12 protein-coding genes and 1 pseudogene are annotated in these 12,839 nt (G+C 69.0%); 8 read left to right on the plus strand and 5 right to left on the minus strand.

All coding sequences use genetic code 11. The features are described from left to right. Positions 1-8: 8 nt before the first annotated feature. On the plus strand, positions 9-1,352 hold the full coding sequence (gene deoA / locus F0357_RS04515) for a thymidine phosphorylase (RefSeq protein WP_153479263.1): 1,344 nt from the start codon (positions 9-11) through the stop codon (positions 1,350-1,352). A gap of 80 nt (positions 1,353-1,432) precedes the next feature. Beyond that, positions 1,433-4,015, plus strand: a complete 2,583-nt coding sequence (locus F0357_RS04520; protein ID WP_153479266.1) for a bifunctional diguanylate cyclase/phosphodiesterase — start codon at positions 1,433-1,435, stop codon at positions 4,013-4,015. 33 nt (positions 4,016-4,048) lie between these two features. Here the strand turns inward: F0357_RS04520 and F0357_RS04525 are convergent, their stop codons facing one another. Both F0357_RS04525 and F0357_RS04530 read right to left on the minus strand, forming a co-directional pair. Continuing rightward, positions 4,049-4,339 (minus strand): hypothetical protein, encoded by a 291-nt coding sequence (locus F0357_RS04525; protein WP_153479268.1) that lies wholly within the window; start codon positions 4,337-4,339, stop codon positions 4,049-4,051. A gap of 1 nt (position 4,340) precedes the next feature. Then, the gene (locus F0357_RS04530; protein WP_153479272.1) at positions 4,341-4,568 is read right to left on the minus strand and encodes a BrnA antitoxin family protein; all 228 of its coding nucleotides are present in this window, start codon (positions 4,566-4,568) and stop codon (positions 4,341-4,343) included. 172 nt (positions 4,569-4,740) lie between these two features. Here F0357_RS04530 and F0357_RS04535 point away from each other — a divergent pair, with 172 nt between their 5' ends. The 3 genes from F0357_RS04535 to F0357_RS04545 all read left to right on the plus strand — a co-directional run bounded on the left by F0357_RS04535 (position 4,741) and on the right by F0357_RS04545 (position 7,095). After that, positions 4,741-5,157, plus strand: coding sequence for a hypothetical protein (locus F0357_RS04535; RefSeq protein ID WP_153479275.1), 417 nt, complete (start codon positions 4,741-4,743; stop codon positions 5,155-5,157). Between the two features lie 45 nt (positions 5,158-5,202). Further along, positions 5,203-6,564 carry a PepSY-associated TM helix domain-containing protein gene (locus tag F0357_RS04540; RefSeq protein ID WP_153479277.1) on the plus strand — a complete coding sequence of 454 codons (1,362 nt, stop codon included), beginning with the start codon at positions 5,203-5,205 and terminating at the stop codon, positions 6,562-6,564. Between the two features lie 123 nt (positions 6,565-6,687). Further along, positions 6,688-7,095, plus strand: coding sequence for a DUF2177 family protein (locus F0357_RS04545; protein ID WP_153479280.1), 408 nt, complete (start codon positions 6,688-6,690; stop codon positions 7,093-7,095). Here F0357_RS04545 and F0357_RS04550 read toward each other — a convergent pair. Genes F0357_RS04550 through F0357_RS04560 form a run of 3 tightly spaced genes read right to left on the minus strand, consistent with a single transcriptional unit; the run spans position 7,062 to position 9,107 of the window. Continuing rightward, a complete protein-coding gene (locus F0357_RS04550; RefSeq protein ID WP_312861446.1) occupies positions 7,062-7,874 on the minus strand; it encodes a DUF1295 domain-containing protein in 813 nt (270 codons plus the stop codon). The two genes, F0357_RS04545 and F0357_RS04550, sit on opposite strands and share 34 nt — an antisense overlap. A gap of 4 nt (positions 7,875-7,878) precedes the next feature. Then, a complete protein-coding gene (locus F0357_RS04555; RefSeq protein ID WP_153479282.1) occupies positions 7,879-8,529 on the minus strand; it encodes a ChrR family anti-sigma-E factor in 651 nt (216 codons plus the stop codon). Next, positions 8,526-9,107, minus strand: a complete 582-nt coding sequence (locus F0357_RS04560; protein WP_312861447.1) for a sigma-70 family RNA polymerase sigma factor — start codon at positions 9,105-9,107, stop codon at positions 8,526-8,528. Before F0357_RS04560 ends, F0357_RS04555 begins: the two co-directional genes overlap by 4 nt. Positions 9,108-9,308: 201 nt before the next feature. Between F0357_RS04560 and F0357_RS04565 the strand changes: the two are divergent. The 3 genes and pseudogenes from F0357_RS04565 (at position 9,309) to F0357_RS04575 (ending at position 12,695) form a co-directional block, all read left to right on the plus strand. After that, positions 9,309-10,669, plus strand: a pseudogene (locus F0357_RS04565) (NAD(P)/FAD-dependent oxidoreductase). Then, a complete protein-coding gene (locus F0357_RS04570) occupies positions 10,666-11,463 on the plus strand; it encodes a DUF1365 domain-containing protein (RefSeq protein ID WP_208948216.1) in 798 nt (265 codons plus the stop codon). Before F0357_RS04565 ends, F0357_RS04570 begins: the two are co-directional and overlap by 4 nt. Next, positions 11,460-12,695, plus strand: a complete 1,236-nt coding sequence (locus F0357_RS04575) for an SAM-dependent methyltransferase (protein ID WP_208948217.1) — start codon at positions 11,460-11,462, stop codon at positions 12,693-12,695. The genes F0357_RS04570 and F0357_RS04575 overlap by 4 nt, the downstream gene beginning before the upstream one ends. Positions 12,696-12,839: the final 144 nt, after the last annotated feature.

Genomic DNA, 12,839 nt, shown 5'->3' on the forward strand with positions numbered 1-12,839 from the left:
GAGCGATCTTGACCCTCGCCCCCCACGGTTTCCTTCCGCAAGAGATCATCCGCCGCAAGCGCGACCGCCATCGATTGGGGCGCGAGGACATCTCCGCGTTCGTGGCCGGGATCACCGACGGAACGGTTTCTGAGGGGCAGGTCGCTGCGCTCGCGATGGCGATCTTCCTCAACGGGCTCGACCTCGAAGAGCGGGTGGCGCTCACCCTCGCCCAGCGCGATTCCGGCATGGTACTCGATTGGTCGGGCCTGCCGGGGCCTGCCCTCGACAAGCATTCGACTGGAGGTGTCGGCGACCTCGTCTCGCTGATCCTCGGCCCCGTGGTCGCCGCCTGCGGCGGCTTCGTGCCGATGATCTCCGGGCGCGGCCTCGGCCACACCGGCGGCACCCTCGACAAGCTCGAATCGATCCCCGGCTACCGCGCCACGCCGGGCCTCGCCGAATTCCGCCGGGTGGTGCGCGAGGTCGGCTGCGCCATCATCGGCCAGACCGACGAGCTCGCCCCGGCCGACCGCCGCATCTACGCGATCCGCGACGTGACGGCGACTGTCGAGACGCTCGACCTCATCACCCCGTCGATCCTGTCGAAAAAGCTCGCCGCCGGCCTCCACGCCCTGGTGCTCGACGTGAAATGCGGCTCCGGGGCTTTCATGGCCGATCGCGCCGCCGCACGGGCGCTCGCCGACAGCCTTGTGACGGTCGCCGTCGGGGCGGGCCTGCCGACGGTCGCCCTCCTCACCGACATGGATTCGATGCTGGCGAGCGCCGCCGGCAACGCGCTCGAGGTGAAGATCGCGATCGACGTCCTGACCGGCCGCGGTAAGGCCGAGCCGAAGCTCGTCGCCGTGACCCGTGCGTTGACGGCCGAGATGCTGGTCCAGGGCCGCCTCGCCGCGGATCTTTCGGAGGCCGGCGACAAGATCGACGCCGCGCTCGCGAGCGGCAAGGCGGCCGAGATCTTCGCCCGCATGGTGACGGCGCTCGGCGGCCCCGCAGACCTGCTCGAGCGGCCGGACGCCTACCTTGCAACGGCCCCGGTCACGCGCGCGGTGCATCCGGACCAAGCCGGATTGGTCGGCGCCACCGACATGCGCGCGCTCGGCCTCGCCGTCATCGGGCTCGGCGGCGGGCGCCGCCGGCCGACGGACACGATCGATCCGGCCGTCGGGCTCTCGGACGTCGCGGGCCTCGGCGCCGAGGTCGGCCCCGATCGGCCTCTCGCCGTCGTCCACGCCAAGACCGAGGCGGACGCGGATCGCGCAGCAGCGGCCGTGCGCGCGGCCTATTCCGTGCAAGACACCGCCCCGCCTTCGGCACCGCTCATCATCGAGCGGCTGCCGGCGGCGACGTGATTGCGCGCGGCCATCGGTTTCTTCGTGTAACGTTCTTGATATGGCCTAACGAAGCGAGGCGAGAGGCGGACCCCGAGACGATGGAGCGCGAGCCTAGGATCGGCATGGGGGGCGGTACGGAAGCGCCTGGCCTTATCAAGCCGCGCACGATCTTGACGATCGGCGCGGTGATCGCGGGGGCTTTCCTCGCCACCCTCCTCGGCCTCTGGAACCTCGCGACGCGGGAAGATGAAGCCGTCATCGACCGCTCGGCTCAGATCGTCCAAAACGCCGTCAGGCTGATCCACGAGGATATCGAACGCACGCTCGGGGTCTATTCTCACTGGACCGGCAAGACCTACGATCAGCTTTTTATTGAGGTCGAGCAGCATCTGAAACAGGCGGCGGGGAACACGCCCGCGCTCTTTTCCGATATCGGCATCGATTATCTCTACATCGTCGGCCCGGACGACAGCATCATCTACGCCCTCAGGGATGGCGCCCGCACGAACGAGCCGCTGAGCCGGGCGCTCCCGTCGGTCCAGCCGCTGGTCGAGCGCGCGCGCAGTCTTGCCCCCGACGCGCTCCCTGCGACCGACATCGTCGCGGGAAAGGATGCGCCGATTCTCGCCGCCGCCGAACCCCTCACGAACGGAGCCGATGCCGCTGCCGGCAAGAACCGGCCTGTGATGCTGTTCGGTGCGGCGCTGACCAATGAGCGGCTCTCGCGGATCGGCTCGCGGCTCGAGATCGACGATCTGCACCTCGGCAACGAGCCCCCCGACGACGAGGAGGCGGCAACCCGCCTACCCTCGAGCACACCGTCGCGCGGCGTGAGCGTCCATTGGCGGCGGGAAGAACCGGGCCGCACGCTGTTCCTCTCGGCGTTGCCCTGGTTCGCCCTCGGCTTCGCCTCGGTCGCAGCCTTGATCGGCCTCATCATCCACCAGGGCCTCGCCTCGGCGCGGTTGTTGCGGGCCTCCGCGGTGCGCCTCGGCGAAAGCGAATCGCGCTTCCGTGACGTCGCCGACGCGGCCTCCGACTGGATCTGGGAGACCGACGGAGACCGACGCCTGACCTATCTCTCCGAGCGCTTCGAAACGGTCACCGGTCATCCGCGGTCGCGCATCCTCGGGATCCGGCTCGACGAGTTCCTCGAAGCCGACGAGGTGGAGAAGCCGCTATGGTCGGCGCTGATCGCCCAATCGGACCGGGTGCCGGCGATCCGCGCGCGCTACCGGGACGCAGCCGGCAATCTCCGCATCTGCCGCCTCGCGGCCAAGCACGTGATCGGTCCGGACGGCGAGACGATCGGCCTGCGCGGCACCGCCAACGACATCACCGAAGAGGTGGAGGCGCACCAGCGCGCCCGCTTCCTCTCGCTGCACGATTCGACCACCGGGCTGCCGAACCGGCTGATGCTCGGTCAGTTCATCGACGAGCAGTTCGCGAAATCCGGGAACGCGGCTGCCGAGTTCGCCCTCCTCTACATCGACCTCGACCGCTTCAAGCCGATCAACGACGCCTTCGGCCATGCCGCGGGCGATCAGGTTCTCGCCGAGATCGGACGGCGGCTGCGCGGCCTCGCCGGTGACGGCAACATGGTCGCGCGGGTCGGCGGCGACGAGTTCGTCATGGTGCTCGGCGGGATGACGCGGGTCACCGAAATCGACGCCCTCTGCCTCCGCCTGATCGAGGAGGTCGCTGCGCCGATCGCGCTGCCCTCGGGCGAAGCCTATGTCGGCGCCTCCATCGGCGTGGCGGTCGCGCCGTCCGACAGCACCGATGCCGACGAATTGCTGCGCTATGCCGACGTGGCGCTCTACGACGCGAAGCGGGGTGGCCGCGGCCTTCACCGCTTCTTCGCCGCGCGCATGAAGCAGGAGGCCCTGGGCCGCCAAGTCCTCGAGAGCGAGTTGCGCGCGGCGCTCCTAAACGACGAGTTCGTGCTCTATTACCAGCCGCGCTTCGATCCGCGGACGCTCGCGATCACCAGCGTCGAGGCTCTGCTGCGCTGGAACCATCCGAAGCGTGGGCTGGTCGATCCGAATGAGTTCATCTCGCTCGCCGAAGACACCGGCCTCATCGTCCCGATCGGCGCCTGGGCGGCGCGGACGGCCTGCCGCGCGGCCCAGCATTGGCCCGGGATCGTCGTCGCGGTGAACCTCTCCTCGGTGCAGTTCCGACGCGACGACGTCGTGGAGATGGTTCGCGGCGCACTCGAAGCCAGCGGCCTTCCGCCCGAGCGGCTGGAGCTCGAGCTCACCGAAAGCGTCATCCTGGAGAACAGCCCGACCTCGCGGGAGAAGCTCGCGGCCCTCAAGGCGCTCGGCCTCAGGCTCGCGATGGACGATTTCGGCACCGGCTATTCGTCGCTCGGCTACCTGCATTCCTACCCGTTCGACCGCATCAAGATCGACCGCCGTTTCATGACGGGGACGGACGGAATCCGCGACCGCAGGGCCTTGCTCGACGCGATGCTGGCGCTCGGCGGGGCCCTCGGCATGGCGATCACGGTCGAGGGCGTGGAGACCGCGGAACAGTTGGAACTGCTGCGCCAAGCGCCGTGCGACGAGGTGCAGGGTCTCTATCTGTCGCCGCCGCTGCCGGCGGCCGTCCTGGAGGTCAAGCTCGGTAACGATGGCGACCCGGCCGGTGTCCGCAGCGCCGCCAACAGGCCCTGACCGTCCTGCTCCGAACCGAGCGGCGCCGGGGCTTCAGAATCCGATGCTGTGGGACATGTTGAAGTTGCCGCTATTGGCGCCCGTGGCGATCGCGGCGGTGCTTTCCCAATCCGCCTGCCGCCTCGCCTCATCCTGCTGCTGTTTCTCGACGACCTTGGCACGGCAATTTGTGTAGGCCTGGGTGCCCGGCTGAAGGCCGTGGGCGGCGCAGATCTCGTCGACCTGCTGTGCGTTCTTCTGGGCGAGTTGCTCGCGCGTCATGCAGCCACCGGCCGCCAGCGCGAACCCGAGCCCGACGAGGGCCGCAAGCGGGAACGGGTGCATCTTAGTCCTTCCCCGCCGCCTGACGCAGCACGGCATTGATGCGGTCCTGCCAGCCCGGTCCGTCCTCACGGAAGAACTCGAGGACGTCCGCGTCGATCCGCAGCGTGACCTGTTCCTTCAAGGCCGGGATTTCGGCCTTAGGCGGCGGCGGGGGCGCGGCCTTCTTGAACACAGCTTCCGCGGCGGCGAAAGGATCGGCGGGACGGCGGCTGGTCGGCTTCGTGGCCATGGCGGCCTCCGGCGTGGGGAAATCTGCTCTTCGATTGGACCGGCGCGCGACCCCGTGTCAATGCGCCGCCCCAACAGATGGCCCCCGGGGCACACCGCAGGCGAACTCACCCTTGACTTGATCGAGACTTCACTGTGCCGTGATGGGAACGATCGGGGACACGTTTTTCATCATGCGGCATCCATCCTGGCAGCGGCTCGTCGCCGCCCTGTTGATGCTGACCCTCGCGCTGGCCGGAGCGGGGCGGGGTGCGCTCGCCGCCTCGATGGCGGCGGCCGAGCCGGCCCTCGTCGTCAACGGCATCGTCATTCCGATCTGCCATCCGGGGCAGGCCGGCGACGGCACGCCGGACCAGGCGACCCACCACGATTGCTGCGACGCCTGCGCACTCTGCGCGCCGGTCCTGCTGCCGACCCCACCGGTTCCGGCACCGCTCATCCGCACCGTCGTCCGCCTCGATCTGCCGCTGCCGGCGATGCCGGCGCCCCAGGTCGCGCGGCTCGCCACGCCGCGCTCGTCGCAAGGGCCGCCCGCCGCGCCCATCGCATTGCCTTTCGAACCCCATTCTTTCTCTGCCCCCACGGCCTGATGCGGCGCGCCCGCACGGGCGCCGGGCGCATTCAGGATCGTTTCCATGTCGACCACGACACCGGGCGCCGCTGCCGCGGACCGCCTCTCGCTCTATCGCGCCATCTGGCGCTGGCACTTCTTCGCAGGCCTTCTGAGCATCCCCTTCCTCGTCATCCTCGCGGTGACCGGCTCGCTCTACCTGTTCAAGAGCGAGATCAACCACACCGTCTTCGCCTACCGGACGGTCGTCGCCGATCCGGGCACGCCGCCCGAGAGCGCGAGCACCCTCGTCGCGAATGCCGAAGCGGCCGTCCCCGGGGCTACGGCCACCTCCTATGCCTCGCCCGCCACCGCCACCGACTCCGTCGTCGTCACGGTGAAGGGCGAGACGGGCAAGACGCTCGTCTACCTCAACCCCTATGACGGCGCGGTGCTCGCCGTGCTCGACGCCTCGGCAGAGCCGATGCAGGTCATCAAGAAGATTCACAGCCTCGAATATTTCGGCACCTTCACCAACCGCCTGATCGAGGCGGCGGCGGGCTTCTGCCTGATGCTCGTGGTGACGGGGATCTATCTGTGGTGGCCGCGCGGGCAGTCGGGCGGCGTGGTGAGCGTACGCGGCACCCCGCGCCAGCGCCGCTGGTGGCGCGACGTCCACGCCGTGACCGGCGCGTTTGCGGGAATCGTGATGTTCTTCCTCGCGATCACCGGGATGCCGTGGTCGGGCGTCTGGGGTGCCAAGGTCGGCGAATATGCCGACAGCCACGGCCTCGGCTATCCGGCGCAGCTCTGGAACGAGGTGCCGACGTCGACGATCCCGACGAGCGCGGTCACCCCCGGCGCGGGTTGGGCGGTCGAGAATGCGCCCGTCCCGCTCTCCACCCCCGCGGCCGAGGCCGCGCCGATCGGCATCGACAAGGCTCTGCAGGCGGCTAAGACCGCAGGCATGGCACCGGGGTTCGATCTCGCGCTGCCGTCCGACGAGACCGGCGTCTACACGGCGTCGCGCTATTTCGGCGACCTCAGCCGCGAGCGTACGATCCACATCGACCAATATAGCGGCAAGCCGATCGTCGATATCGCGTTCAAGGATTACGGCCCGGTGGGGCGGGCGATCGAGTTCGGCATCAATGTCCACCAGGGCATGGAATGGGGCCGGCTGAACCAGCTCGCGATGCTCGCGACCTGCCTCGCCCTGATCGCCTCCAGCGTGACGGCGATCGTGATGTGGTGGAAGCGGCGGCCGGAAGGCAAGGTCGGCGTGCCGCCCTACCCCGCCGATCCGAAGGTCTATCGCTTCCTCTGGATCGTCGCGATCGTGTTCGGGCTCGCCTTTCCGATCTCCGGGCTTGCGGTGCTCGCCATGCTCGCGGTCGATTTCCTGGTGATCCGCACGGTGCCGCCGCTGCGCCGCGCGTTCTCCTGACCGACGACATCCCCCCGGCGGGCCCCACAAGGGCCTGCCGGGAGGCTCGGTGCCGCCTCCGATCGCAGCGCCGTGATCCGCGCCGCCGCGGCGCGCGTATACCGGGCAGTGTTGGAGGCTCTCATGCGCCAGGCGATCATGATCTATGCAACCGGGCTCGTGAGCTTCGTCGCTCTCGACGCGGTGTGGCTCGGGCTGATGGTGCCCCGGCTCTACAAGCCCGCGTTGGGCGACCTCGTGGCGCAGCCGTTCCAGCCGCTCCCGGCCGTCGCCTTCTACCTGATCTATGGTGTCGGGCTCGCCGTGTTCGCGATCACGCCGGCGCTCTCGGCCGGCAAGCTGACGACGGCGTTCTTCTTCGGCGCGCTGTTCGGTCTCGTCGCCTACGCGACCTACGATCTCACCAATCAGGCGACGCTGCGCGGCTGGCCCGCCATCATCACCGTCGTTGACCTCGCCTGGGGCACCTTCGGGAGCGCCTTGGCGGCGTCGATCGCCTATCTCGTCTTGTCGCGATGGTACGCCGCCTGAGATCGTTTCGGCGGCCACGGGAAGAAGGGCGAGACGCGCGCCTGATAATCCTGGAAGGCGGCGCCGCGGCTCTCCACCATGTGGCGTTCGAGCAGCGGGATGCCCGAGACCTTGACCAGTAGCCAATACATCTCCGCAGGCGCGATGATCACGACGAGATCGCGCAGGCCAAGGGCTTCGAAGCCGAGGCCTACAACCGCGATCCCAACCCAGAACAGCCATTCGAAAAAATAGTTCGGGTGCCGCGACCAGGCCCAGAGGCCGACGTCGCACACGGCGCCCGCCCGGCGTGCGCGGAAATGCCGGAGCGTGCGGTCGGCGAGACTTTCGCCGCCGAAGGCGATCACGGCGATCGCGACCCCCAGCCCATCCTGCCATGACAGATCGCCAGGGCGCAGGGCGGCAGCAGCGGCGGAGACCGCGAGAAGCCAGCCGGCGACGGCCTGAAGCTGGAGAAAGACGAAGAGCCGGCGTGGCGCGGCCGCGCCCCACTCCCGGCGCAGACGTGCATAGCGCGGATCGTCGGCCGCGCTCGCGAGCGTTCGGGTCAGGAGATGCCCACCGAGGCGGATCGACCACACCGCGACCAGGAGCCCGACCACGAGAGCCCGCGCCGTGACGCCGGCCGACGAAGCGATCAGCACCAGCGCCGACAGGCCCGTCGCGAGCGACCACAGCCCGTCGATGAAGCCCGAGCGCCGCGTGCGCTCGGCGAGGATGGCGGCGCCGGCCATGATGGCGGCGATGAGGACGAGCGCGAGGACGCCGCCCGCGATCACGACGTCAAAGCCCGATGAACGGCTGCACCAGACGGGCGATCATGGAATGGGGGCGCAGCGTCCCCTCGATCGAGGCGAGACAGATGCAGTCCTCGGAGCCGGTGACCACCGGCGTGTGTTCGCTGTCGCCGTCTTCCTCGGCGAGGTCGCCCGCCTCGTAGCGGCCGTGCTCGTCCTCGAACGCCCCTTTGAGGACGAGCGTCAGTTCCTCCCCCGAGTGACCGTGGGTCGGCATCCGCCGGCCCGGCGCGATCCTGAGGAGGATCAGCTTGGCCGTGGGATCGTCCGGCACCGCGATGCGCGAGAAGGCCGTGCCGGGCCCCATCCAGCGCCAGCCGGTCGTGGCGCGGCCGGCGAGCGGCGGCGGCAGCGGGATGCCGAGGTTCGGGCCGAGGCCCGGCGCGCGCCGGCGCGGGCCGTTCGAAGGCCGCGCCTCGCCGAGCCGCTCGAGGGTGCGCTCGAACAGCCGCGCATCGACCTCGGACGGGCTCATGGATTCGAGCAGCACGCCGCCCAATGCCTCCATGGCGAGCCGATCGGATCGGCACCGCGGGCACATCGCGAGATGGGTTTCGACCACGAGAGCAGCGGCCGGACGCAGTGTTCCTGCGGCGAGGCGCATCAGAAGCTCGGGGCTGGGGTGAGACGTCGTCATCGGGACTCTTCGAGCAACTGGCGCAGGCGGTTCATCGCGAGGCGCACGCGGGACTTCACCGTTCCGAGGGGAATTCCGAGCGCCTTCGAGATATCGGTCTGCGGGGATTGGGAGAAAAAGGAGAGAGCGATCACCTCCGCCTGTTCGGGCGGCAGCTTGCCCAACGCTGAGCGGACGCGGATTTCGGTCTCCCGGGACAGCATCACGCCCTCGGCGGAGGGCGACGGATCGACATCCTCCACCGGATAAAGTTCGTCCTCGGCCGCACGGCGGTTCAGACGGCGGCGGCGGTCGATGCCGAGATTGCGCGAGATCGTAAAGACCCAGGTCGAGACCGCACCGCGCGTCGCGTCGAACCCGTCCGCCTTGCGCCAGACCGTGAGCATGGTGTCCTGGATCAGGTCGTCGCAATCGCTGTCGGAGAAACCCTGCCGCGCAAGAAACGCCTTGAGCCGCGGACCGTAGAAGGCGAACAGGCGGGCGAAGGCCTGCCGATCCTTCTCGGCCGCGATGGCCGCCACCAAGGCGGCGGCCTCCGCCCCGTCGAGGGTGCGCGCAGACGCTTCGGCCGGTCTCACCGTCCGCCCCTCGTTCCGGCCGGGATCTTGCCCGGCATGTTGTCCAGCACCCGCACGTTTCATGCCTCTTCTACGGGGCGCCCGGCAGCCCGGATCACCGCGTTCCAAACGCCATCGCGAAAACGATCGGACGGTGATCCCGCCGGGGCACGCCATCGTAAGAGATGGTGACCGGCCTGTCGCGCCGCCAAGAAGTGGACCATGCTCGATCGCCCGAACCCAGCAGACGCACCGCTCGAAATCGCCGTGATCGGCTCGGGGATCTCCGGGCTGTCGGCGGCGTGGCTGTTGTCGCAGCGCCATCACGTCACGCTCTACGAGAGCGAGCGACGGCTCGGCGGGCACAGCAACACCGTACTCGCCCCGACCGCCGGCGCGTCGATCCCCGTCGATACCGGCTTCATCGTCTACAACGAGGCGACCTACCCGAACCTGACCGCCCTGTTCGCCCACCTCGGCGTGGCGACCGACGCGACCGACATGTCGTTCGCGGTTTCGATCGACGGCGGCCGCCTCGAATATGCGGGGTCCGATCTCGCCGGCCTGTTCGCCCAAAGCGGCAACCTCGTGCGGCCGCGCTTCTATGCGATGGTCGCCGACCTCCTGCGCTTCTATCGCCAGGCGCCGCGCGATCTGGGGCGCCTCGGTCCCATGACCCTCGCCGAATATCTCGCCGCCGGGCGGTACGGTACGGCCTTCCGCGACGATCACCTCTACCCGATGGCCGCCGCGATCTGGTCGACGCCGGCCGCCGACATCGGCAGCTATCCGGCGGAGGCCTTCATCCGCTTCTGCGACAATCACGGGCTGCTGCGCCTGCGCGACCGGCCGGTCTGGCGGACCGTGCGGGGCGGAAGCCGCAACTATGTCGCCAAGCTCGCCGCCCCCCTCGCCGGGCACACCATCATCGGGCGTCCCGTCCGCATCGTCGAGCGCTCGAAGACCTGCGTCATGGTCCACGACGGCGTCGCCCCGCGGCGGTTCGATCGTGTGCTCATCGCGAGCCATGCCGACCAGGCGCTCCGCCTCGTCGAGGCGCCGACGGACCTCGAACGGTGCGTGCTCGGCGCCTTCCGCTACGCCAGCAATGAGGCGGTCCTGCACGGCGATCCGGCCCTGATGCCGAAGCGGCGGCGCGCGTGGAGTGCGTGGAACTATCTCGCCGACAGCGCGCGGGGGAGCGGCCCGTCGGTGACCTATTGGATGAACCGGCTTCAGCACCTCGATCCAAGCGTGCCGCTGTTCGTCACCTTGAATCCCCTCGTCCCGCCGGATCCGGAGCGGGTCTATACGCGTATCGCCTACGAGCATCCGCTGTTCGACCAGAAGGCGATCATCGCACAACGCGAGCTCTGGTCGATCCAGGGGACCGAAAACGTGTGGTATGCTGGCGCCTATTTCGGGGCGGGCTTCCACGAGGACGGGCTTCAGGCCGGTCTCGCGGCGGCGGAAGCGATGGGGGCGTGCGGCGGCCGTGGTCGGTGGCGAACGAATCCGGCCGGATCGTGCTGCCCGCGCAGGCGGCGCGGCAGGACGCGGCATGGAGCGGGGCGAGCCGATGAGTGCGCCCGCCCGCAACGCCCTGCCCGCGCTCTATGTCGGGTCGGTGCAGCATCGCCGCTTCAGGCCGCGGCCGCACCGCCTCAAATATCGCCTGTTCATGCTCCACCTCGACGTGGACGATCTCGCCGGCACCGCCCGCGCCAGCCGTCTCCTCTCGGTCAACCGCTGGAACCTGATCTCCTTTCACGAGGCGGACCACGGCCCCAAGGGCGAGGGTTCGCTTGGCGACCGGGTGCGCCGCCTCGCCCGTGAGCGCGGCCTCGACTGGGACGGGTCGCGCGTCTCGATCGTCGCCATGCCGCGCGTGTTCGGCTACGTGTTCAACCCGCTCAGCCTCTATCTTTGCCGGAACGCAGACGGACGGCTCGCGGCCTTGATCTACGAGGTGCGCAACACGTTCGGCGGGATGCATCATTATGCGTTCGACGTCGACCGCCCTGAGGCCGGCACGCTCCGGCACCAGTGCGCCAAGGACTTCTTCGTCTCGCCGTTCCTGCCGATGGAGATGAATTACCGCTTTCATCTGAAGCCGCCGGCCGAACACTTCTCGCTCGCGATCGAGGACAACGACGGCGAGGGCCGCATGCTCGTCGCGACCATGACCCTCGCCCGCCGCGCGCTGTCGACCCGCGCCCTCGCCGGCGTCCTGGTGGGCCTGCCCCTGATGACGTTCAAGGTCATCGTCGGCATCCATTGGGAGGCTCTGCGACTCTGGTGGAAGCGAACGCCGTTCTATTCTCCGTCCGAGGCGATCGCCTCGGCCCTCCCCCCTTCGGAAAGGTCTTCGGGATGATGTCGCCTTCGAGCTCGGCGATCCTGCCCTCCCTGGTCGGCCGCGCTCTGCCGCTGCGTCTGCGCGTGATGATCGGGGAACGGGTGCTTGCCGGCATCGCCCGGGGGCGCCTGACCATCCTGCTGCCCGACGGCACACGCCTGCAGAACGCGATCCGCGAACCGGGTCGCGAGGCGGAACTCAGGATCGTGCATTGGCGCGCCCTCGCCCGCCTCGTGCTCGACGGCGATGTCGGCTTCGCGCGCGGCTATGTCGAGGGGGATTGGGACAGCCCCGACCTCGTCGCGCTCCTCGGCCTGTGCGCCGACAATTCGGACGGCCTCGCCCAATTGATCCGCGGTTCGGGTCCGGCCGTCGCGGCACGCCGGGTCTTCAAGGCGCTGCGCCGGAACACCAAGACCGGCAGCCGCCGCAACATCATGGCGCATTACGATCTGGGCAACCCCTTCTTCGCGTCCTGGCTCGATGCCGACATGATCTATTCGTCCGCCCTCTACGAGGCGGCGGATGACACGCTGGAGATCGCCCAACGCCGCAAGCTCGATCGGATCACCGAGCTCCTGAAGCTCGACGGCGCGCCGTCGGTGCTCGAGATCGGCTGCGGCTGGGGGGCGCTCGCCGCCCACCTCGGCCGCGCGGGCGCGGGATCGGTTCACGGCATCACCATCTCGCCGGCGCAGCTCGCTTCGGCCGAGGAGCGCGTGAGCGGACAAGGGCTCGCCGACTGGGTGAAGCTCGAGCTCCGCGATTACCGCGACGTCGCCGAGCGCTACGACCGCGTCGTCTCGATCGAGATGTTCGAGGCGGTCGGCGAGGCCTATTGGCCGACCTATTTCGACGCCGTGCGGAAGGCGCTGAAGCCCGGCGGCCGGGCAGTCATCCAGGTCATCACCATCGCCGAGGATCGCTTCGACGATTACCGCTCCCATCCCGACATGATCCAGACGATGGTCTTCCCCGGCGGCATGCTGCCGAGCGAGCGGGCCATGGAAGCGGCCGCGAACCGCGCCGGCCTCGCCTTGAGCGAGACGCACCGGTTCGGCCCCTCCTATGCCCGCACCCTGGACGCGTGGAACCAGCGCTTCCAAGCGGCCTGGCCCGCGCTTCAGGCGCTCGGATATTCCGACGCGTTCCGCCGCCTATGGACCTATTATCTCGCGTATTGCCAAGCCGGCTTCGAAGCCGGCCGCATCGACGTGGGCCTCTACGTGTTCGAGCCGTCGCCGCTGTGACGTCGCTCACGCCCGCGCACGGAATCGCACATTTCGGGGGGAGCGGGTGATAGAGGTCCCGCGGCCGGCTCCTCCTCCACGGTCGCGTCCGATCCCGAGAAAAGTCGTCCGGCTTTCTCGACCTTCAAAACGGAAATAAAAATA

This window comes from Segnochrobactrum spirostomi, from assembly GCF_009600605.1.
GTDB classification, from domain to species: Bacteria; Pseudomonadota; Alphaproteobacteria; order Rhizobiales; family Segnochrobactraceae; genus Segnochrobactrum; species Segnochrobactrum spirostomi.

What these genes read in the sequence shown, in the direction of transcription:
- F0357_RS04555 (WP_153479282.1), bottom strand. Translation starts at nt 8,529, where the DNA reads ATGACGACGTCTCACCCCAGCCCCGAGCTTCTGATGCGCCTCGCCGCA.
- F0357_RS04545 (WP_153479280.1), top strand. Translation starts at nt 6,688, where the DNA reads ATGCGCCAGGCGATCATGATCTATGCAACCGGGCTCGTGAGCTTCGTC.
- F0357_RS04535 (WP_153479275.1), top strand. Translation starts at nt 4,741, where the DNA reads ATGCGGCATCCATCCTGGCAGCGGCTCGTCGCCGCCCTGTTGATGCTG.
- F0357_RS04530 (WP_153479272.1), bottom strand. Translation starts at nt 4,568, where the DNA reads ATGGCCACGAAGCCGACCAGCCGCCGTCCCGCCGATCCTTTCGCCGCC.
- F0357_RS04525 (WP_153479268.1), bottom strand. Translation starts at nt 4,339, where the DNA reads ATGCACCCGTTCCCGCTTGCGGCCCTCGTCGGGCTCGGGTTCGCGCTG.
- F0357_RS04520 (WP_153479266.1), top strand. Translation starts at nt 1,433, where the DNA reads ATGGAGCGCGAGCCTAGGATCGGCATGGGGGGCGGTACGGAAGCGCCT.
- F0357_RS04575 (WP_208948217.1), top strand. Translation starts at nt 11,460, where the DNA reads ATGATGTCGCCTTCGAGCTCGGCGATCCTGCCCTCCCTGGTCGGCCGC.
- F0357_RS04540 (WP_153479277.1), top strand. Translation starts at nt 5,203, where the DNA reads ATGTCGACCACGACACCGGGCGCCGCTGCCGCGGACCGCCTCTCGCTC.
- F0357_RS04570 (WP_208948216.1), top strand. Translation starts at nt 10,666, where the DNA reads ATGAGTGCGCCCGCCCGCAACGCCCTGCCCGCGCTCTATGTCGGGTCG.